18 protein-coding genes and 1 pseudogene are annotated in these 20,776 nt (G+C 63.9%); 7 read left to right on the top strand and 12 right to left on the bottom strand.

The genetic code is table 11. From position 1 onward, the window contains the following. Window positions 1-13: 13 nt before the first annotated feature. Together tsaE and AB7M33_RS11520 are read right to left on the bottom strand one after the other, a co-directional pair. Window positions 14-478, bottom strand: coding sequence for a tRNA (adenosine(37)-N6)-threonylcarbamoyltransferase complex ATPase subunit type 1 TsaE (gene tsaE, locus AB7M33_RS11525; RefSeq protein WP_099430583.1), 465 nt, complete (start codon window positions 476-478; stop codon window positions 14-16). Further along, window positions 466-1,326 (bottom strand): NAD(P)H-hydrate dehydratase, encoded by an 861-nt coding sequence (locus tag AB7M33_RS11520; protein WP_027592526.1) that lies wholly within the window; start codon window positions 1,324-1,326, stop codon window positions 466-468. Before AB7M33_RS11520 ends, tsaE begins: the two co-directional genes overlap by 13 nt. 64 nt (window positions 1,327-1,390) lie before the next feature. Between AB7M33_RS11520 and queG the strand changes: the two genes are divergently transcribed. Beyond that, the gene (gene queG, locus AB7M33_RS11515) at window positions 1,391-2,455 is read left to right on the top strand and encodes a tRNA epoxyqueuosine(34) reductase QueG (protein ID WP_265968231.1); all 1,065 of its coding nucleotides are present in this window, start codon (window positions 1,391-1,393) and stop codon (window positions 2,453-2,455) included. A 124-nt stretch (window positions 2,456-2,579) separates the two neighbouring features. Here queG and AB7M33_RS11510 read toward each other — a convergent pair whose 3' ends face one another. Continuing rightward, window positions 2,580-3,191 carry a trimeric intracellular cation channel family protein gene (locus tag AB7M33_RS11510; RefSeq protein ID WP_027592524.1) on the bottom strand — a complete coding sequence of 204 codons (612 nt, stop codon included), beginning with the start codon at window positions 3,189-3,191 and terminating at the stop codon, window positions 2,580-2,582. A 91-nt stretch (window positions 3,192-3,282) separates the two neighbouring features. After that, entirely contained in the window at window positions 3,283-3,825 is a 543-nt protein-coding gene (orn, locus tag AB7M33_RS11505) for an oligoribonuclease (RefSeq protein ID WP_085272301.1), read from the bottom strand. Window positions 3,826-3,973: 148 nt separating this feature from the next. Between orn and rsgA the strand changes: the two genes are divergently transcribed. Both rsgA and AB7M33_RS11495 read left to right on the top strand, forming a co-directional pair. Further along, window positions 3,974-5,005, top strand: coding sequence for a small ribosomal subunit biogenesis GTPase RsgA (gene rsgA, locus AB7M33_RS11500; RefSeq protein WP_099430585.1), 1,032 nt, complete (start codon window positions 3,974-3,976; stop codon window positions 5,003-5,005). Between the two features lie 122 nt (window positions 5,006-5,127). Then, the gene (locus AB7M33_RS11495) at window positions 5,128-5,607 is read left to right on the top strand and encodes a molecular chaperone Tir (RefSeq protein WP_454242856.1); all 480 of its coding nucleotides are present in this window, start codon (window positions 5,128-5,130) and stop codon (window positions 5,605-5,607) included. A gap of 32 nt (window positions 5,608-5,639) precedes the next feature. On the opposite strand, the gene motB is transcribed toward AB7M33_RS11495, so the two are convergent. Together motB and motA are read right to left on the bottom strand one after the other, a co-directional pair. After that, window positions 5,640-6,668 (bottom strand): flagellar motor protein MotB, encoded by a 1,029-nt coding sequence (gene motB / locus AB7M33_RS11490; protein WP_027592520.1) that lies wholly within the window; start codon window positions 6,666-6,668, stop codon window positions 5,640-5,642. Between the two features lie 3 nt (window positions 6,669-6,671). Further along, on the bottom strand, window positions 6,672-7,523 hold the full coding sequence (gene motA / locus AB7M33_RS11485; RefSeq protein ID WP_027592519.1) for a flagellar motor stator protein MotA: 852 nt from the start codon (window positions 7,521-7,523) through the stop codon (window positions 6,672-6,674). Window positions 7,524-7,654: 131 nt separating this feature from the next. On the opposite strand from motA, the gene AB7M33_RS11480 reads away from it, so the two are divergent. From AB7M33_RS11480 to asd, 3 genes are read left to right on the top strand one after another with little or no spacing between them, the layout of a single operon-like run. After that, window positions 7,655-9,190 (top strand): HDOD domain-containing protein, encoded by a 1,536-nt coding sequence (locus AB7M33_RS11480; RefSeq protein WP_027592518.1) that lies wholly within the window; start codon window positions 7,655-7,657, stop codon window positions 9,188-9,190. A 44-nt stretch (window positions 9,191-9,234) separates the two neighbouring features. Further along, window positions 9,235-10,044 (top strand): rhodanese-like domain-containing protein, encoded by an 810-nt coding sequence (locus tag AB7M33_RS11475; RefSeq protein WP_027592517.1) that lies wholly within the window; start codon window positions 9,235-9,237, stop codon window positions 10,042-10,044. Between the two features lie 9 nt (window positions 10,045-10,053). Beyond that, window positions 10,054-10,917: an archaetidylserine decarboxylase gene (gene asd, locus AB7M33_RS11470; RefSeq protein WP_099430587.1), complete on the top strand. Its 864-nt coding sequence runs from the start codon at window positions 10,054-10,056 to the stop codon at window positions 10,915-10,917. A 152-nt stretch (window positions 10,918-11,069) separates the two neighbouring features. On the opposite strand, the gene serB is transcribed toward asd, so the two are convergent. Continuing rightward, on the bottom strand, window positions 11,070-12,284 hold the full coding sequence (serB, locus tag AB7M33_RS11465) for a phosphoserine phosphatase SerB (protein WP_027592515.1): 1,215 nt from the start codon (window positions 12,282-12,284) through the stop codon (window positions 11,070-11,072). Window positions 12,285-12,419: 135 nt separating this feature from the next. Between serB and AB7M33_RS11460 the strand changes: the two genes are divergently transcribed. Further along, the gene (locus tag AB7M33_RS11460) at window positions 12,420-13,889 is read left to right on the top strand and encodes an AhpA/YtjB family protein (protein ID WP_265968234.1); all 1,470 of its coding nucleotides are present in this window, start codon (window positions 12,420-12,422) and stop codon (window positions 13,887-13,889) included. Window positions 13,890-14,219: 330 nt separating this feature from the next. Here the strand turns inward: AB7M33_RS11460 and AB7M33_RS11455 are convergent, their stop codons facing one another. The 5 genes and pseudogenes from AB7M33_RS11455 to parE all read right to left on the bottom strand — a co-directional run bounded on the left by AB7M33_RS11455 (window position 14,220) and on the right by parE (window position 20,776). After that, entirely contained in the window at window positions 14,220-14,930 is a 711-nt protein-coding gene (locus AB7M33_RS11455) for a PqiC family protein (protein ID WP_027592513.1), read from the bottom strand. 173 nt (window positions 14,931-15,103) lie between these two features. Then, a pseudogene (gene parC, locus AB7M33_RS11450) lies at window positions 15,104-17,363 on the bottom strand (DNA topoisomerase IV subunit A). A 10-nt stretch (window positions 17,364-17,373) separates the two neighbouring features. After that, a complete protein-coding gene (locus AB7M33_RS11445) occupies window positions 17,374-17,892 on the bottom strand; it encodes a retropepsin-like aspartic protease family protein (protein WP_027592511.1) in 519 nt (172 codons plus the stop codon). Continuing rightward, window positions 17,889-18,875 carry an esterase-like activity of phytase family protein gene (locus tag AB7M33_RS11440; RefSeq protein ID WP_099430590.1) on the bottom strand — a complete coding sequence of 329 codons (987 nt, stop codon included), beginning with the start codon at window positions 18,873-18,875 and terminating at the stop codon, window positions 17,889-17,891. Before AB7M33_RS11440 ends, AB7M33_RS11445 begins: the two co-directional genes overlap by 4 nt. Continuing rightward, window positions 18,872-20,776 (bottom strand): DNA topoisomerase IV subunit B, encoded by a 1,905-nt coding sequence (gene parE, locus AB7M33_RS11435; protein WP_027592509.1) that lies wholly within the window; start codon window positions 20,774-20,776, stop codon window positions 18,872-18,874. The genes AB7M33_RS11440 and parE overlap by 4 nt, the downstream gene beginning before the upstream one ends.

Here is a 20,776-nt window from a genome sequence, read left to right as displayed (position 1 = left end):
CCCACTTACAGTTTTAGTGTTTGCCCAGTGCAACGCACCAAGCCTCACCGCGAGCCCCCTGCGGCGAAAGGTTCAGCGAGCGTCCGCTCGCTTGGGGGCTTATGGTAATGGTCAGGTCAGGCTTTGGCAAAACGCCCGCACCCTTTTGTGGCCACTCGAACAGGCACAGCGCATCGCCCTCGAAGTAGTCACGTATGCCCATGTACTCCAGCTCCTCCGGATCGACCAGGCGATACAGGTCGAAATGGAACGCACGCACCTCACCAATCTCGTACGGTTCGACCACGGTAAAGGTCGGGCTCTTGACTGCACCAGTATGGCCCAAGCCACGGATCAGGCCACGCGAGAGCGTGGTCTTGCCCGCCCCCAGGTCACCTTCGAGAAAAATCACGCCATGACCGCCGGTCACTTCGGCAAGCCGCGCACCAAACGCGACCATGGCCGCTTCATCGGCCAGAAACAGGTTTAAGCCAGACACGCAGAATGCTCCTCCAACAACTCACGAATGACCGGCGCCAGATCACTGGCTGCCAGGCCTCTACCTTTGACGCCCAGGCGCTCGCCCGCACAGGCATGCAGCCACGCCCCCAAGCAGGCGGCCTCCCAGGCCCCCAAGCCTTGAGCCAGCAGCGCCGCCAGCACGCCGGTCAACACATCGCCCAGGCCGGCGCCGGCCATGGCCGGGTGCCCACGGTCACACCGCGCCAACTGCCCGCTCGGGTCGGCCACCAGGGTACCGGCGCCCTTCAGCACGCAGACGCTGGCATAGCGGCGGGCAAGCTTGCGCGCAGCCCCTGGGCGGTCAGCTTGCACGGCCTCGGTGGAAATCCCCAGCAACCGCGCCGCCTCCCCCGGGTGCGGGGTGAGGATGCTGCCGCTGGGCAGGGCCAGGGGCGTGCGCGCCAGCAGGTTCAAGGCATCGGCATCCCAGACCTGCGGTTGCTCAGCGTTGGCCACTGCCGACAACAGGCTACGGCCCCACGCCGCCTGCCCCAACCCTGGGCCGACCACCAGCACCGAGGCACGCTCCAGCACGCCCATCAGCTGATTGGCCGAACTCACGCCCAGGCACATGGCTTCCGGCAGGCGGGCCAGGCATGCGCCGACATGTTCAGGACGCGTCGCCACGCTGACCAACCCGGCACCACAGCGCAGCGCGGCTTCGGCACTCAGTAGCACCGCACCGCCCGTACCGAGGTCGCCGCCAACCACCAGCACATGGCCGAAGTCACTTTTATGGGCATGCGCAGGCCTCGCCGGCAGGTGCGCGACGGTCACGCTGCTGAGCAGTTGCGGGGCATGCGCGGGTTGTTTGGTCTGGGGCATGGGGTCAAAGGCTCCAATGTCTGGCAGAATTATACGCACCTGAGCCCGTATTGCCTGCCCATCCATGTCCGCTTGCACACTTGACCTCCCCGCCCTGGCCCAATCCATCAAAATCTGGGGCCAAGAACTCGGTTTTGCCCATGTCGGCATCGCCGGGGTGGACCTTGGCGAGCACGAAAAGCACCTGCAGCGCTGGCTAGAAGCCGGCTATCAGGGCGAGATGGAATACCTGGCCGCTCACGATGGCAAACGCGCACACCCCGACCAGTTGATCCCCGGCACGGTAAGGGTGGTCTCGCTGCGCATGGATTACTTGCCCGGCGACACGCAGATGGCGCAACGCCTGGCCCAGCCGGAAAAGGCCTACGTATCGCGCTACGCCCTTGGCCGCGACTACCACAAGCTGGTGCGCAAGCGCGTGCAGCACCTGGCCGATCGCATCCAGGAAGCCATCGGCCCGTTCGGCTACCGGGCCTTCGTCGACAGCGCCCCGGTGCTGGAAAAGGCGATTGCCGAGCAAGCCGGGCTGGGCTGGATCGGCAAGAACACCCTGCTGCTCAACCGCAAGGCCGGCAGCTACTTCTTTTTGGCCGAGCTGTTCGTCGACCTGCCGTTGCCGGTGGACGACGCGCACACCAGCGAGCACTGCGGGCGTTGCGAGGCGTGCCTGGACATCTGCCCGACCAAAGCCTTTGTCGGGCCTTATGTGCTGGATGCCCGGCGCTGCATTTCCTACCTGACCATCGAGCTCAAGGGGGCGATCCCCGTCGAGTTGCGCTCGATGATGGGCAACCGGGTGTTTGGTTGCGACGACTGCCAGATCGTCTGCCCATGGAACCGCTTTGCCCGGCCCACGCAGGAGCATGACTTCCAGCCGCGCCACGGGTTGGAAAATGCCGAGCTGGCCGAGATGTTCTTGTGGGACGAGAAGACCTTCCTGCGCAAGACCGAAGGCGGGCCATTGCGGCGCGCGGGTTATGAGCGCTGGTTGCGTAACCTGGCCGTGGGGTTGGGCAATGCGCCTTCGACGATCCCGGTGATCGAGGCCCTGAAGGCACGGCGCGAGGATGCCTCGGCACTGGTGCGCGAGCATGTGGAGTGGGCGCTGGAACGGCACGGTATCCAGTAACCACGCCATCCCTGTGGGAGCGGGTTCACCCGCGAACACCGGCGGAGCCGGTGCCCTACACCGCGGTGCCTGCTTCGCGGGTAAACCCGCTCCCACAGTGACCGCGTTCCACCTGAAGGCGGCTCTATTGCTGGTCGTTGTAGTGGAACTTGGGCATTTCCCAGTGGAACCGGATCGCCAGCAAGCGCAGCAGAAACCCGCCGAACAAGGTCAGCAACATGGCCTGCTCCGCTGGCAACTGGAAGTGCACACACCCCAGATAGAACCACGCCGCCGCGAACGACACACTGGCATACAGCTCGCGACGGAACACCAGCGGGATGTCGTTACAGAAGATATCGCGCAAGATCCCCCCAAACACCCCGGTGATCACGCCGCTGATCGACGCCACCAGCATGCCCTGCCCCATCTCCAGCGCCGTCATGCAACCGATCAAGGTAAAGGCCACCAACCCCAGGGCGTCTAGCACCAGGAACATCGAGCGCAAGCGGCGCATCATGGGGGCGATGAAAATCGTCAGCAGTGCCGCGCAACTGGTCAGCACCAGGTACTCAGGGTGCTTGACCCAGGTCAGCGGGTAATGCCCGAGCAGCACGTCGCGCACCGAGCCGCCACCCAGGGCCGTGACACAGGCAATCAGCACCACGCCGAACCAGTCCATGCCGCGGCGGCCGGCAGACAACGCGCCGGTCATGGCTTCAGCGGTGATGGCAATGAGGTAGAGCATCAACAACATGGTGCGAGTCCGTGCGAGAAAGGCGCGCAGTCTAACCAGTTGCCCAGGGCACCAAAAGAGGGCACAGACACAATATCTGCGCCCTCACGCTTCACACCTTGATGAAGTGCTCGCGGTAATGGCGCAGTTCGGCAATCGACTCGCGGATATCGTCCAGCGCCAGGTGGGTGCCGCCCTTCTTGAAACTGTCGCGCACATTCGGCGCCCAGCGTGCGGCCAGCTCTTTAAGGGTCGAGACGTCGAGGTTGCGGTAGTGGAAGTAGTTTTCCAGGTTGCGCATGTGGCGATACAGGAACCGGCGGTCCTGGCAGATGCTGTTGCCGCAGATCGGCGACTTGCCCTTGGGCACCCATTGCTCGAGGAAGGCGATGGTCTGGGCCTCGGCCTCGGCCATGCTGACCTTGCTCTCGCGCACGCGCTGGGTCAGGCCCGAGCCGCCGTGGGTACGGGTATTCCATTCGTCCATGCGCGCCAGCACTTCGTCACTGTGGTGAATGGCGATCACCGGGCCTTCGGCCAGGGTGTTCAGATCGCTGTCGGTGACAATCGTGGCCATCTCGATGATGACGTCGCTGTCCGGATCCAGGCCGGTCATTTCCAGGTCGATCCAGATCAGGTTCTGTGGGTTTTGCATGCAGGGGCTCCTCGTATAGGCCGTCATAGTAGCCTAGCGAGTGCGGCGGGCGCATGTGCGGCGCGTGGTGCAAAGGTAAGCAGAATGGTCGAGCGCCCGGCGTGCTAAACTGCCTGCCGTTTTCAATCTGTCCCAGCACGGAATCTTCATGGCCAAACGCCAGCTCAATCGTCGCCAAAACTGGCGTATCGAAAAAATCCAGAACGAGCGCGCCGCTCGCGCCGCCAAACGCGAGCAGCACACGCTGCAAGAGCTGGAAGGCGGCGACCTGGGGCCAGAGCAACTGGGCCTGGTGATCGCGCACTTTGGCGTGCAGGTCGAGGTCGAAGCCCAGGACGGCGACGTAGCTGGGCAGATCTTCCGCTGCCACCTGCGGGCCAACCTGCCTGCGCTGGTCACCGGCGACCGCGTGGTCTGGCGGGCGGGCAACCAGGGCATCGGCGTTATCGTCGCGCAGATGCCGCGCAGCACCGAGCTGTGCCGGCCAAACAACCACGGCCAGCTCAAGCCGGTGGCGGCCAACGTCGACCTGATCGTGATCGTCTTCGCGCCAGCCCCCGAGCCCCACCCGAACCTGATCGACCGCTACTTGGTAGCCGCCGAACACGCCGGCATCCGCCCGTTGCTGCTGCTGAACAAGGCCGACCTGATCAACGACGAGAACGCCCCGGCGTTGCAGGCGCTACTCGAGGTCTACCGCGACCTCGGCTACCCGCTGCTGGAGGTTTCGGCCCACCAGGGTGACGGCATGCAACGCCTGCAGCAGATGCTGGACGGGCACATCAGCGTGTTCGTCGGCCAATCGGGCGTGGGCAAGTCGTCGCTGGTCAACAGCCTGCTGCCGGCTGCCGACACCCGCGTCGGCGACCTGTCCGAATGGTCGGGCCAAGGCACGCACACCACCACCACCGCGCGCCTGTACCACTTCCCCAACGGCGGCGACCTGATCGACTCGCCGGGTATTCGCGAATTCGGCCTGGGCCATGTCAGCCGCGATGACGTGGAAGGGGGCTTCATCGAGTTCCGCGACCTGTTCGGCACCTGCCGCTTCCGCGACTGCAAGCATGACCGCGAGCCGGGCTGTGCGCTGCTCAAGGCACTGGAAGAAGGCCGGATCAAGCAGCAACGCATGAACAGCTACCGCTCGATCATCGCCAGCCTGCCGGAAGACAGCTACTAACCCGCCTGATTTGTAGGAAATATTACCGGAGCGCGTAAGACCGCTCCGGTTTTAGCGTCATCTATTGCCCCTTCTCCTGCTTTCGCTGATGGTCATGGCTTCTATCAGGGAGGGCAACCGCCATGCCGGTTCTTATCAGCTACCGCCACGAAGAGCGGCTCGACGCGTTCATCCTCAATGAGCGCCTGCTGCTCGAAGGCATCCCCACCCAGCTGGTGCAATACGACAGCGATGGTCAGACCCGCGATGACCTCTATGGCAGTTTCTGCCAGCAGATGAGCGATGCCACCCATTGGGTCGGCGTGTTGCCGGCCAGCGTCGGTGAACAATGGTGGACTGCCTGGCTGCTGGGGGCCGCGGCAATGGGCTGCCGCCGGGTGAGTTTCTATTGCAAAGAGCCAGGCACACTGCCTGAGTGCCTAGGCAGATGGCCGATCATGCGCGAGCGCCCGCACATCGACCTGTTCGTGCGTGCGTATCACGATGAACGCACGTTCGAGCGGGCCATGTCATTGCCGCCAGGGCGAGGGTTAGGGGCTGACCGGGATAATGCCGACTACTTTCATGCCGACCTCAAGGCCAAGATCCGCCGGGGGTTCTGAATGCATTGGGGCCGCATAGCGGCCCCAGTCACTTACTGCTCCTTGGCTTCGTCCATCTTCAACGTGCCATCCTCGAAGATGTTCAGCTTCTGGCGCAACTCCCGTGGCTGCATCGGTGCTTGCTCAGCACCCGGTACAGCAGGGGCCGAAGAAGCCCCCGGCGCGGCGCCGGCAGGCGGTGCTGGCTGGGCCGGCGGCGTTTCGGGCGCGGCCTGCTCACCTTCGATATCACGCTGGGCCTTCTTGGTCAGCACGATGATGTCGATACGCCGGTTGACCGGGTTGAACGGGTTCTTGCGGTCGAACAACGACGACGACGCATAACCCACCACCCGGGCCACTTGCCCATCCGGATAGCCACCGGCAACCAACGCACGCCGCGCCGCGTTTGCACGGTTGGCCGACAACTCCCAGTTGCCGAACTCACCCGTGCCGGCGAACGGCTTGGCATCGGTGTGGCCGCTGACGCTGATCTTGTTCGGCACCGCCTTGATGGTGTCAGCCATGGCCAGCAGGATGTCTTCGAAATACGGCTGCAAACGCGCACTGCCGAGGTCGAACATCGGCCGGTTCTCGGCATCCATGATCTGGATACGCAAACCGTCCTGGGTGATCTCGAACAGGATCTGGTCCTTGAACTTCTGCAGTTGCGGGTTTTCTTCGACCTTGTTCTGCAGTTCCTGCAACAACAGCTCAAGGCGCTCGCGCTCGACCTGTTCGGCCATGGTCTCGACCTGGTCCTTGTTCAGCTGAACCGTGGACTCCTGTGTCGGCTCGGTCTTCACCTCAGGGTTGATGGTCTTTTCCGGCGCCATCTCGGGCGAGCCGCCCAGGTCGATCACGTAGGGCGTGCCACTCTCGGAGAAGCCGATCGGGTCCTGGAAGTAACCGGCAATGGCGATTTTCTGCTCGGGGGTGGCTGTGGATAACAGCCACAGCACCAGGAAAAACGCCATCATCGCCGTGGCGAAGTCGGCAAAGGCGATTTTCCAGGCGCCGCCATGATGGCCGCCGCCGAAGCGCTTGACGCGCTTGATGATGATCGGCTGATTGTTTTCCATGACTCAGCGACCGCGAACCGCTTGTTCCAGCTCGGCAAAACTTGGGCGGTGTTTCGGGTAGAGCACCTTGCGCCCGAATTCCACAGCCAGGGACGGCGGCATGCCCGAGGCCGACGCGACCAGCGAGGCCTTGATCGACTCATAAAGGTTGAGCTCTTCCTTGGCATCGTGCTCCAGGCACTTGGCCAAGGGGCCGAAGAAGCCATAGGCCGCCAAGATACCGAAGAACGTACCGACCAACGCTGCACCGACGTGCATGCCGATAGCCGCCTGGTCGCCGTCGCCGAGCGAAGCCATGGTCACCACGATACCCAGTACCGCCGCAACGATACCGAAGCCGGGCATGCCGTCGGCAATGCCGGTCACCGCATGGGAGGGGTGTTCGAGCTCTTCCTTCATGCTCAGCAGCTCCATGTCGAACAAGCCTTCGAGCTCGTGCGGGGCCATGTTGCCGGTGGACATGATGCGCAAGTAGTCGCAGACGAACGCCGTCATGCGCTCATCCGCCAGCACGGTGGGGTACTTGGCGAAGATCGGGCTGGCTGCGGCGTCCTCGATATCACTCTCGATGGCCATCATGCCTTCACGACGGCTCTTGTTGAGGATCTCGTACACCAGGCCCAGCACTTCCAGGTAGAAGGCATGGGAGAAGCGCGAGCCGAACATCTTCATCGACTTCTTGATGACGTGCATGGTCATGTGGCCAGGGTTGGCCTGCAAGAATGCACCGAAGGCCGCACCGCCGATGATCAGTACTTCGAACGGCTGGATCAGCGCCGCAATCTTGCCGTGGGAGAGCACGTATCCGCCGAGCACGCTCGCGAATACGACGATGATGCCGATAATTTTAGCCATAGGTTCAAAGCACTTGCTGTCGTGGTCGGGGTATGAGACTGGGAGCTTTAAAACTCTTCTTCTACTTATCGGCAGAACTGCGCCAGACTATAGCCACTCAAAGCGAAAAGCCAGTTCGGACTGATGTCAAAATGCCAATTGAAACCAAGGTGCCCGCTCAGCCGCCGCGTACGTTAGAGGCTTGGGTAAAGCTGCTGGAGAGTGTCCGCATCCCCGTGCCGAAGCACAGTCACGACCGGGTAATCGCTGCCATCAATGACAGCCGCCGCTCGCTGCGCGACATCGCCGAACTGATGCAGGACAGCCCGGCATTGGTGCTTTCCGTGCTGCGTGAGGCCAATCACCCGACCAACGCCAGCCAGGCCGAGCCTGCCGAGAGCCTGGAAATCGCCCTTAACCGGCTGGGCCTTGCCCGCACCGAGCAGTTGCTCAAGCGCCTGCCCTCCGTGCCCGTCGAAGACATCCCGCCAGTGCTCAGCCAGTTCCAGCTGATCAGCCAGCACGCTTCGCAGCAGGCCAGCGGCCTGTTCGCCAGCCGCCTGGCACGGCTGTGGCAGGAAATTCACTGGGGCAGCCTGCTGTTCCTGTCACCCCTGTGGCCGCTGGCACTGGCCTACCCCAAGCTGCTCGACACCTGGGAGCTGCGGGTTATCCACAAGGGCGAGGACGCCGCCCAGGTAGAAGAAGAGCTGTTTGGCGTGCGCATCATGGCGCTGTGCCGGACCATGGCGGAGTACTGGCGCCTGCCGCAGTGGGTAACCCAGGGTTACCGCTTACTGCTGGAAGAACGCGAACAACTGGCCCAGGTGCTGAGCATCGCCCGCGACGAAGACCTGCTCAGCCAGCAACACCGCCTGGATGCCGAGCCGGGCCTGCGCCGCTGGTTCAACCAGCCGGCCAACACCGTGCTGCTGGCCAACAACCTTGCGCTGGCGGCGCAGGTGGGCTGGGACAACCCGCACTTGCTGCGCTGGCAGCTGCTGACTGCGCTCTACCTGCAAACCTCGCTGGAAGACGTGCAGCAGCAAGTGCACCAGCAGGCCGCGGCCAGCGCCCGCCGCCACGCCAGGCATGCCCTGTTCCACCCGGCTGAAGCACTGATCTGGCCCTGGCACCAGCGCCGCCCGCACCCGGACATGCTGGCCCCACCACCGCCCAATAGCGACGACCTGGCGCGCTGGCGCAAGCTGTGCCAGGACCTGTTGGCCCAGCCCAGCCCGTTCACCAATACCGTGCACCTGGCCACCCAGGCCCGCGAAGCCCTGCTGGCCTGCGGCATGCAACGCATCCTGCTGCTGAGCCTGGACAAGGCCAGCGACTACCTGCGCGTGCAGCAGGCCGCCGGCTTGCCCAAAGAGGCCGGAGCCCTGGCCCTGCAGGTGTCGCAAAACAAACTGCTGCAAAAGCTGATGGCCCAGGCCGGACAGTTGCGCATCACCCCGGAAAACCACAGCCAGTTCTCGGCCCTGCTGCCCGCCCCGCTGCGCGCCCTGTTCCGCAGCGAGCACGTGCTGCTGCGCTCGCTGGCGGTAAACGATCAGGTGCTGATGCTGATGGTGGCCGACCAGGGCTGCCGGCCATTGGCCGATATCAGCGTGCAAGCCTTTGGTAAAACCGCGCAATGCATCGAGCGCGCGCTGTCGGTGTTTGCCAACCGCAAGGGCTGAGCCTTGCGCTACAATCGCCCCTCTTTCCACACTGGAGACCGTGGATGACTGACTTTTCCGGCCTGCCCCTGGTGATCGAAGCCGCAGACCTGCTGCCGCGCCTGGATTCGCCACAGCTGATCCTGGTCGACCTGAGCAGCGCCAACCGCTATGTCAGCGGCCATATCCCCGGCGCACGCTTCGTCGAGGGCAAGCGCACCCAGCTGGGCCAGCCTCCTGCGCCCGGCCTGCTGCCGGCCTTGGGCGATCTGGAAAAACTGTTCAGCGAACTCGGCCACCGCGACGACGCCGTCTATGTGGTGTATGACGATGAAGGCGGCGGCTGGGCCGGGCGCTTCATCTGGTTGCTCGACGTGATCGGCCACAAGGCTTACCACTACCTCAATGGTGGTATCCAGGCCTGGCCGGCAGACACGCTGGTGACCGACGTACCGGCGCCGGCCAACACGCCCGTACGCTTGCACGTGCATGGCGAGCCAACCGCCACCCGCGAATACCTGCAAAGCCGCCTGGGCGCCGATGACCTGGTCATCTGGGACGCCCGCGGCCCGCAGGAATACAGCGGCGAAAAGGTTCTGGCGGCCAAAGGCGGTCATATCCCCGGCGCGATCAACTTCGAGTGGACCGCCGGCATGGACCTCAATGACCACCTGCGCATCCGCCAGGACATCGCCGACGTCCTCGAAAAGCTGGGCATCACCCCCGACAAGGAAGTGATCACCCACTGCCAGACCCACCGCCGCTCCGGTTTCACCTACCTGGTGGCCAAATCCCTCGGCTACCCACGCGTCAAGGCCTACGCCGGCTCGTGGAGCGAATGGGGCAACCACCCGGACACGCCTGTAGAAGTCTAAGGAACCTGCATGAAATCCCGTTTGTTCATCATCAGCCAGTACCTGCTGCCGCACCACCTGCTGTCGCGGCTGGCCGGCTGCATTGCCGAGTGCCGTGCACGCTGGTTCAAAAACGCCTTCACCGCCTGGTTTGCCAAGCGCTACCAGGTGAACATGTCCGAGGCCCTGGTCGAAGACCTGAGCGCTTACGAACACTTCAACGCCTTCTTCACCCGTGCCCTGAAGCCCGGCGCCCGTCCGCTGGACGAAACGCCGGGTGCCATCCTGTGCCCGGCCGACGGCGCGGTCAGCCAGCTTGGCCCGATCGAACACGGCCGTATCTTCCAGGCAAAGGGCCACGGTTTCAGCGCGCAAGAGCTGTTGGGCGGCGATCCGGCAATGGCTGCGCCATTCATGGGCGGTGAGTTTGCCACCATCTACCTGTCGCCGAAGGACTACCACCGTGTGCACATGCCGCTGGCCGGCACCCTGCGCGAGATGGTGTATGTGCCGGGCCGCCTGTTCTCGGTGAACCAGACCACTGCAGAAAACGTCCCCGAGCTGTTTGCCCGTAACGAGCGTGTGGTGTGCCTGTTCGACACCGAGCGTGGGCCGATGGCCGTGGTGCTGGTGGGTGCGATGATTGTCGCTTCGATCGAGACGGTCTGGGCCGGCTTGGTAACCCCGCCCAAGCGTGAGCTGAAGACCTTCCGTTACGACGAGGGCAGCCGCGCGCCGATCCACTTGGAGAAAGGCGCCGAACTGGGCCGCTTCAAACTGGGTTCGACCGCCATCGTGCTGTTCGGGCCAGAGCAGGTGAAATGGGCAGAAAGCCTGGGTGCCGGTTCGGCGGTGCGCATGGGGCAGCTACTGGCAGCGCCTGCCGAAGCCTGAGGCCAGCAAGTACACATGCCCCTGTAGGCGCAGCCTTGTGCTGCGAAGAGGCCAGCGAAGACAGCTAAATCTTCGCCGCTTCACCGGCCTCTTCGCAGCGCAAGGCTGCTCCTACAGAGATCAGGGCTGCAAACCAGCCCCAACATCTCGAATCAGCCGCGCGCGTCGCGATCTCGCAGCCCCAGCAGGTACAGCACACCGTCCAGCCCCAGGGTCGAAATCGCCTGCTTGGCCGATTGACGTACCAGCGGCTTGGCACGGAACGCCACGCCCAGGCCCGCCAGCGACAGCATCGGCAGGTCATTGGCGCCATCACCCACGGCGATCGTCTGGTCCAGTTGCAAGCCCTCTTCGCGGGCCAACTGCTGCAGCAGCTCAGCTTTGCGCTGCGCATCGACGATAGGCTCAACGGCCACGCCAGTCACCTTGCCGTCGACCACTTCCAGCTCGTTGGCGAACACGTAATCAATGCCCAGGCGCGCCTGCACCTGACGGGCGAAATACGTAAAGCCACCCGACAGGATCGCAGTCTTGTAGCCCAGGCGCTTGAGCTCGGCGAACAGGTTCTCGGCACCTTCGGTCAGGCGCAGCGAGGCACCGATCTCATCCAGCACGCCCACGTCCAGGCCCTTGAGCAACGCCATGCGCTCTTTGAAGCTGGCGCGGAAGTCCAGCTCGCCGCGCATGGCCCGCTCGGTGATTGCAGCCACTTGCTCGCCGACGCCGGCAGCCTTGGCCAGTTCGTCGATGACCTCGGCCTCGATCAGCGTCGAGTCCATGTCGAACACCGCCAGGCGGCGGTTGCGACGGAACAGGTCGTCCTTCTGGAAGGCGATGTCGATGCTCAGCGCTTCGGCCAGGGCAAAGAAGTCTGCACGCAAGGCCTGGGCATCGCTCGGCTCGCCGCGCACGGAAATCTCGACGGCCGCCTTGCCCTTCTCGGTGTCGGCGTCCAGGCCCACCCGGGCAGACAGGCGCTCGATGCGCTCGATGGTCAGGCCGTACTGGCTGATGACCGCGCTGACCCGTTGCAACTGCTCTGGGGTGATCTTGCGGCTGAGCAGGGTGACGATATGACGCGCCTCACCGTGGCCATCGGCCCAATGCTGGTAATCGGCCTCGGAAATCGGCGTGTAGCGTGCCTGCAGATTGAGCTCATGGGCCTTGGCCTGCACGCTTTGCAGCAGGTTGGTGGCCACTTCGTTGTCCGGGATATCGACCAAAATGCCGAACGACAAGGTGCCGTGCATGACCGCCAGGCCGATGTCGAGGATGTTCACACCACCCTGCAGCAGGACGCCGGTGATGGCCGCGGTGAGACCGGGACGGTCTTCACCTGTGATGTTGATCAGGACGATTTCGCGCAAGACCGGACTCCGACTTCGATGAAAAATGCGCATTCTACCGATTTTCCGTGACCATCGGGCACGAACGATACTTTGCCGAAAAAACCGGGGTCGCTATACTGCCCCTCACTTTTATGCCATTAAGAGCCGAGCTCTGTGAACCGGCCCACCCCCGTCAAGCCAGACAACTTCTTCCTGATGATCTATCGTGCCCTGAGTCAACGTCGCGTCCCTCTGGCGCTGCGCATCGCCTTCACCAACATTTTCCTGGTGGCGCTGGCGCTGGTCATCTATGCCTGCGTGATGGGCCTGCAGTTCAAGCAGGCCATGCACGAGCAGGCGGATGCGCTCGGCCAGAGCCTGACCACGCAGACGGCCACGTCGGCCACGGAGCTGCTGGTGTCCAACGACATCCTCAGCCTCAACGTGCTGCTGGGTAACCTGGTGAAAAACCCCTTGGTGGCCCATGCGGCGATCTACAGCGTGGACAACCGCATCCTCGCCGAAGCTGGCCAGCGCCCGCGCAACAGCCTGCTGGGCGAGGCCGAAGGCCTGTACCAGACCAAGATCACCTTCCAGGACGTCACCGCCGGGCAGCTGCGCATCAGCCTGGACATGGGCCAGTTCCAGCAGCCGATGCTGATCAGCCTGCAAAGCATGGGCATTCTCGCCGCCATCCTGCTGGCCCTGGCACTGAGCTTGAGCCTGCGCCAGGCCCGCCATATCACCCTGCCGCTGCTGCAACTGCGTGTCTGGCTGCGCGACCCGCACCCCTACACCCCGGCCACCGACCGTCAGGACGAGATCGGTGACATCGCCCGCCAGTTGCACACTCGCCTGGCCCCGCCGCCACCGCCTGAACCCGAGCCAGAGCCGGAAGACGAGGACGACGAAGACACCTTCGAGCACCTGCACGAAGCCCCACCGGCCCCCAAGGCTGCACCGCGCGCCAAGGTTGTCGCCCAGGCAGACGACGAGGACGATGAAGCCTTCGCCGGGTTGCTCGACAACGAGGACAGCGCCCCGAAGGCGGTGCCGTTCGAGTCTGACGAGCCGCAAAACAGTGCTGTGCTGGCCGTGCAGCTCGGCTCGCAAGAGCAACTGCGCCGCCTGCCGCGCACGCGCCTGACCGAGTTGCTGGAGCGCTACCGCGACTGCCTGGAGCATGCCGCCTCGCTGTATGAGGGCGAAACCCACACGCTCAACGACGGCAGTACTCTGGTGCTGTTCCACAGCCGCGACTGTGGCGAGGACTACCTGACCAATGCGATCTGCTGTGGCGAGCTGCTGCGCGCACTGGGCCATGCCTTGCAGATCGAAGTCGCGGACAGTGGCATTACCCTGCAACTGCAGCTGGGCCTGGCCCTGGGTAACGACCTGCACGGACTGGAGCTGGTCGACCTGCTGATGGCTGAAAAAGCCCAGGATGCCCTGGCGCTGTCGCAGCACAGCCGCAACCTGTTGCTGGTAGAGCGCCAGATCAGCGACGACGCACTGATTCGTCAGCGCGCGCGAATCCGCCCGATTGCCAGCCCAGAAGGCGCGTGCTGCGTGGAGCGGCTGATGGAGCCTTACCCGTCGATGCTGGAACGGCAACTGGCGCGGATGCACGAGCGCCGAGCCTGATTGTACGACCAGCCTTGTGCTGCGAAGAGGCCGGTTGTAGGAGCAGCCTTGTGCTGCGAAGAGGCCAGTTGTAGGAGCAGCCTTGTGCTGCGAAGAGGCCAGTTGTAGGAGCAGCCTTGTGCTGCGAAGAGGCCAGTTGTAGGAGCAGCCTTGTGCTGCGAAGAGGCCAGTTGTAGGAGCAGCCTTGTGCTGCGAAGAGGCCGGCCCTAGCAACAGAGATGCATTGCCAGCCCTGGCCTCTTCGCAGCGCAAGGCTGCTCCTACAGCGATCACGTAGCAGATACGAAAAAGCCCGCACATGTGCGGGCTTTTTCGTATCTGGCGGAACCGTCAGAACCGATAGACTTCCATATCGGTACGGATTGGCGAAGCCATCGGGATCTTGGATTTCTCCGGCGCCTTCTTCACCTGTACCGGTGCAGCTGGCTTTTTCGGCGCCTCTTCGGCAATGGCAGGCTGATTGGCCAACGGTTTGACCGCCGTGCTCAATTGTTCAGCCAGCTTTTGCAGCAATTGCCCTTGCGCCTGCACCTGCGACGCCTCGCTACCCTCGTGCTGCTGCTCGAGGTGAACGATGCGGTTGTCACGCACATGGCCACGACGGTCGAGCAGACGCCATTGGGCATCGAGAATCGCCGGCTGGTCCTTGCCAGAATCCAGGCGGGTAATCGACAGCAAGACTTGCACGTCCGGGCTGAAGCCAGCGGTTGCCGGTGCCAGGACCACGCGCTGGCTGTCCAGGCGCCAGGCCAGTTGGCGAACCAGCAACTGGTCAATGTCCGACGAGAGGCTGCCCGCCCAACGACCGTCGGTCGCCGAACTCAGGCTGCCATCGGCCTGACGCTGCAGGAACGTCTCGCGTTGCAGGTAATCGGCAACCGACACCGGGCCGAGCACCACGGCCATGCCCGCGCTTTGCGACGGCTGGCCAGGATCACCGCTGTCGAGCTGGTACAAGGCAACCGGCTGATGCATGCTGCATCCGCCCAGCCCCAAAAGGCCCGTCATCAACAGCGCAAATGGAAGGCGCAGAAGTTTCATCATCCCATCCAGGCGGTCGCCACAGGCAGACCGCAGTGATACTCATGTAGATTCAATCGGGCACACGGCTACGCCGGCACCGCAGGGGCCATATCATCCGCGAAATAGCTGTCCGACTCCAGCATTTCTGCCTGGAACGGCGCTGAAATTGCCGTTCCAGACATTTCACCGGGTTACGCCGGACCTTCCACCTGCAACCCATCGACACGCTGGAAGCCGCGTGGCAGCTTGCTGCCGCGCCGGCCCCGTTCGCCCTTGTAGTGCTCCAGGTCGTCCGCTTTCAGAGATAGCGTACGCTTGCCGGCTTGCAATACAAGGGTCGCCCCTTCGGCCATCACCGCCAGATCGGTGACAAATTCTTCACGGCTGGCCACCCGATCACCGGGCACGCCGATGATCTTGTTGCCCTTGCCTTTACCAAGTTGCGGCAAGTCGCTGACCTTGAACACCAGCAGCCGGCCCTCGGTGGTCACCGCCGCCAGCCAATCCTGCTCGCGGTTGGCCACCGGGCGTGGCGTCATCACTTTTGCCCCGTTGGGCAGGCTGAGCAGGCCCTTGCCGGCCTTGTTCTTGGCCTGCAGGTCTTCGCCCTTGACCACGAACCCGTAGCCCGCGTCCGACGCCACCACATACAGGGCGTCATCGTCAGGCAACAGCACACACTCGAAGGTTGCCCCAGGTGGCGGTGTCAGGCGGCCGGTCAGCGGCTCGCCCTGCCCCCGCGCCGACGGCAGGGTATGCGCGGCCACCGAATAGCTGCGGCCCGTAGAGTCGATCAGCACGGCAAACTGGTTGGAGCGCCCGGCAGCGGCGGCCTTGAAGCCATCGCCCGCCTTGTACGAGAGGCCGGTGGCATCGATGTCGTGGCCCTTGGCGCAACGCACCCAGCCCTTTTCCGACAGTACGACGGTGACCGGTTCGGTCGGCATCAGCTCGTTTTCCGACAGCGCCTTGGCCTCGGCACGCTCGACGATTGGCGAACGGCGGTCATCGCCATAGGTTTCCGCGTCCTTGATCAGCTCGGTGCGCACCAGCTTGCGCAGCTTGGCGTCGCTGCCGAGCAAGGCCCAGCAGCTTGGCCTGCTCTTTGAGTAGTTCGTCCTGCTCGCCGCGAATCTTCATTTCTTCAAGGCGCGCCAGCTGCCGCAGGCGGGTCTCGAGGATGTAGTCGGCCTGGATTTCAGTCAGTTGGAAGCGGTCGATCAACGCCTGCTTGGGATGCTCCTCGGTGCGGATGATGTGAATCACTTCATCCAGGTTAAGGAAGGCCGTCAACAAGCCCTCAAGCAGGTGCAGGCGACGCTCAACCTTGTCCAGACGGTGTTGCAGCCGGCGACGGACGGTAGTGGTACGGAACTCCAGCCACTCCAGCAACAGGGCGCGCAGGTTCTTCAGCTGCGGCCGGCCGTCGAGGCCGATGATGTTGACGTTGACCCGGTAGCTGCTTTCCAGGTCGGTGGTGGCGAACAAATGCTGCATCAGTTCGTCGGCATCCACCCGGTTGGAGCGCGGGATGATGACGATGCGGCACGGGTTCTCGTGGTCCGACTCGTCACGCAGGTCGGCCACCATCGGCAGCTTCTTGGCCTGCATCTGGGCGGCGATCTGCTCCAGTACCTTGGCCCCGGAGACCTGGTGCGGCAGTGCGGTGACCACCACATCGCCATCTTCGACACGATAAACGGCGCGCATGCGGATCGAGCCGCGGCCGGTTTCGTAGATCTTCAGGATCTCGGCGCGGGGCGTGATGATCTCAGCTTCGGTCGGGTAGTCCGGGCCCTGGATGTGCTCGCACAGCTGCTCGATCGTGGCCTTGGGCTCGTCGAGCAAACGGACGCAGGCACTGGCCACTTCACGCAGGTTGTGCGGCGGCACGTCGGTGGCCATGCCCACGGCGATACCGGTGGTGCCGTTGAGCAGGATGTTGGGCAGGCGCGCTGGCAATACCGCGGGTTCCTGCAGGGTACCGTCGAAGTTCGGCACCCAATCCACGGTGCCTTGGCCCACTTCGTTGAGCAGCACTTCGGCGTAGCGCGACAGCCTTGCTTCGGTGTAACGCATGGCGGCGAACGACTTCGGATCGTCGGGCGCACCCCAGTTGCCCTGGCCATCGACCAAGGTGTAGCGGTAGCTGAACGGCTGCGCCATCAACACCATGGCTTCGTAGCAGGCCGAGTCGCCGTGGGGGTGGAACTTGCCGAGCACGTCGCCGACGGTACGCGCCGACTTCTTGTGCTTGGCATCGGCATCGAGCCCCAACTCGCTCATGGCGTAGACGATGCGTCGCTGCACCGGCTTCAGGCCGTCGCCGATGTGCGGCAGGGCCCGGTCCATGATCACGTACATGGAGTAGTTGAGGTAGGCCTGTTCGGTGAAGTCCGCCAGCGAGCGGCGTTCGACGCCGTCGAGGCTGAGTTCCAGTGAGTCGCTCATGCGGGCCTCGTCATTTCAGGTTCTGGCGCAGCAGCATGGTGCCGCCGCGCTGGGTAAATTCAAGTTGTTTCAGGGCGCTCATGCCGAGCAGCACGGTCTGCCCGTCCAGGCCTGGCACCACGGTGGCACGCACGTCCTGCAGGCGGATATCACCCAGCTGCAGGGTATTCAGGCGCGTGCGGTAGCCTTCGGTGCGGCCGTTTGCGGTACTGAGCAGCACCGGGCTGCCGCGCGCAAGCGCCAGCGTGTGGGCCAAGGCCTCGGGTATCGCCACGTCGGTCGCCCCGGTGTCGAGCATGAAATGCACGGCCTGGCCATTGATCGCGCCATCCACCACGAAGTGCCCCTGGCCATTGCTCAGCAGGCGCACCTCGATAAAGCCTTCGCCACGTGAAGACTGCACCTGGGCATTAGGGTTGCGCTGGCTGTCTTCCCATTGGCCGAAGAAACGCGTGGCAAGGAACAACGCCGCCGCCCAGGCGACGATCATCAGTAGCTTGCCGGCACGCTTGCCCGGAGCCTGGCTCATGGCTTGGCGCTCCAGCCGCCGGCGGGCGCGTCGAAGCGCCAGACGATCGGGCGTGCCTCGCCATCGGCGCGCACGCCATTGTTGTTGTCCAGGCCAATCCAGGCGCCTTTGGCATCGATGACCAGGGCTTCTGCCAGGCCGTACGGCTGATCGTACCGGCGCGACTCCACCAACGCATCGGCGGCGAATGACCAGCAACGCTCGACCACGCCGCTGTCTGCGTCGCGGCGACAAATGCGGTAGGCGTTACGCTCAAGGGTGTACAGCTTGCCCTCGAACCAGGCCAGGTCGGCAAAATCACGCGACAGCGCCCGGGGGTTGGGCATCTGCGGCGGCTGCATCTCGACGCCAGCCTCGCTCAGCAGCACGCAACTGCGCCCGCAGGTCCACACCGACTGCTGACGTTCGATCGCCACCAACCCCCGGCGCTCGCGCTCGGCGGCCAGCCAGATGCGGTCACCCGCCGGGTTGATCGCCAGGCCTTCGAACAAGGCATTGAAGTTAAGCAGCATGCCACTGGCCCGCGCCTGCCGAACCATGGCCGGGTCGATCTTCAACCAGTCCGGCTCACCCTTGAGCGGGATGCGCAACACGCCGGCATGCGCCTCGCTGACCAGGTAGAGGCTACCGGCCTGGTCACAGGTGATGCCTTCAAAATCCAGCTCGCCACCGCGCACATAGGACGCCGCCCAGTTGCGCGACTTCAGCCCCCACGGCAAGCCGCTCTCGGGTACGGGCGGCGGGGTGAAGGTCAGCGGTTGCGCACGCCACACCGCGTTTTGCTGATCGAAGCGATAGACCCGGTCATCGTCACGGTCGGATACACCCCACAACGCCCCCCGGCACTGCACCAACCCAGACAAGTTGCCGCCGCGCATACCCTCGACGGGGTATTCGGCAGTCATCTTCAACTGCGGCCAGTCGCCCGCCACACTCGGCAAGGCAACCAGGGCAAGGCAAGCGGCGAGAAACAGCCGAATCAAACCATGACCTCGGCAAGGTTACCTTTGGTTTCCAGCCAGCTCTTGCGGTCGCCAGCGCGCTTCTTGGCCAGCAGTTTGTCCATCAACTCGCAGGTGGCTTGCACATCGTCCAGCGTCAGCTGCACCAGGCGCCGGGTGTTCGGGTCCATGGTGGTTTCGCGCAGCTGTGGCGGGTTCATTTCACCCAGCCCCTTGAATCGCGTGACTTGCGGCTTGCCGCGCTTCTTCTCGGCTACGAGGCGATCGAGGATGCCGTCGCGCTCGGCTTCGTCCAGGGCGTAGTAAATTTCCTTGCCGAGGTCGATGCGGTACAGCGGCGGCATTGCCACGTAGACATGGCCGGCCTCCACCAGTGGGCGGAAATGCTGCACGAACAGTGCGCACAGCAGCGTGGCAATGTGCAAGCCGTCGGAGTCGGCGTCGGCGAGAATGCAGATTTTGCCGTAGCGCAGCTGCGACAGGTCGGCAGCCCCCGGGTCGACGCCGATGGCCACAGCAATGTTGTGCACTTCCTGGCTGGCCAGGACTTCGCCACCGTCCACTTCCCAGGTGTTGAGGATTTTCCCGCGTAGCGGCAGGATCGCCTGGAACTCTTTGTCCCGCGCCTGCTTGGCCGAACCACCGGCAGAGTCACCCTCGACCAGAAACAGCTCGGCGCGCATCGGGTCCTGGCCTGCGCAATCCGCCAGTTTGCCCGGCAGCGCCGGGCCTTGGGTGATGCGCTTGCGTTCGACCTTCTTGCTGGCCTTGAGACGACGGCCGGCGTTGCTGATGGCCAGCTCAGCCAGTTGCATGCCCAGCTCGGGGTGGGCGTTGAGCCACAGGCTGAATGCATCCTTGACCACGCCGGAAACGAAGGCGGCCGCCTCACGGGACGACAGGCGCTCTTTGGTCTGCCCGGAGAACTGCGGCTCCTGCATCTTCATCGACAGCACGAAGGTGATGCGTTCCCAGACGTCTTCAGGCGCCAGCTTGACACCGCGGGGCAGCAAGTTGCGGAACTCGCAGAACTCGCGCATGGCATCCAGCAGGCCTTGGCGCAGGCCGTTGACATGGGTGCCGCCCTGGGCGGTGGGGATCAGGTTGACGTAGCTTTCCTGAACGCTGTCGCCGCCTTCAGGCAGCCACAGCAAGGCCCAGTCCACGGCCTCCTTGTTACCGGCCAGGCTGCCGCAGAACGGCTCGTCGGGCAGGCGCAGGTACTCGCTGACCGAGTCGACCAGGTAGGAACGCAGGCCATCCTCGTAGTGCCACTCGACCTTCTCGCCGCTGCCTTTGTCCTCGAAGCTGACCAGCAGGCCCGGGCACAGCACGGCCTTGGCCTTGAGCACGTGCTTGAGGCGGCTGATGGAGAATTTTGGCGAATCGAAGTACTTCGGGTCGGGGCTGAAGTACACGCTGGTGCCGGTGTTGCGCTTGCCGACCGAGCCCACCACTTCCAGCTCGCTGGCCTTGAAGCCATCGGCGAAAGTCATCTGGTACTCGTTGCCGTCACGCTTGACGCGCACGCGCACCTGGGTCGACAGGGCGTTGACCACCGAAATACCCACGCCGTGCAGGCCACCGGAGAACTGGTAGTTCTTGTTGGAGAACTTGCCGCCGGCGTGCAGCTTGGTCAGGATCAGCTCGACCCCGGACACGCCTTCTTCAGGGTGGATGTCCACCGGCATGCCGCGGCCATCGTCGCTGACTTCCAGCGAGTGGTCGGCGTGAAGGATGACCTGCACCGAACGGGCGTGACCGGCCAGGGCTTCGTCGACACTGTTGTCGATGACTTCCTGGGCCAAGTGGTTCGGTCGGCTGGTGTCGGTGTACATGCCCGGTCGCTTGCGGACCGGATCAAGGCCCGAGAGGACTTCGATGGCGTCTGCGTTATAGGCGCTAGCGCTGGGATTGGCCAT

This window comes from Pseudomonas sp. Y3 TE3536 (assembly GCF_053629175.1).
This window is presented reverse-complemented; position numbering and strand designations above follow the sequence as displayed.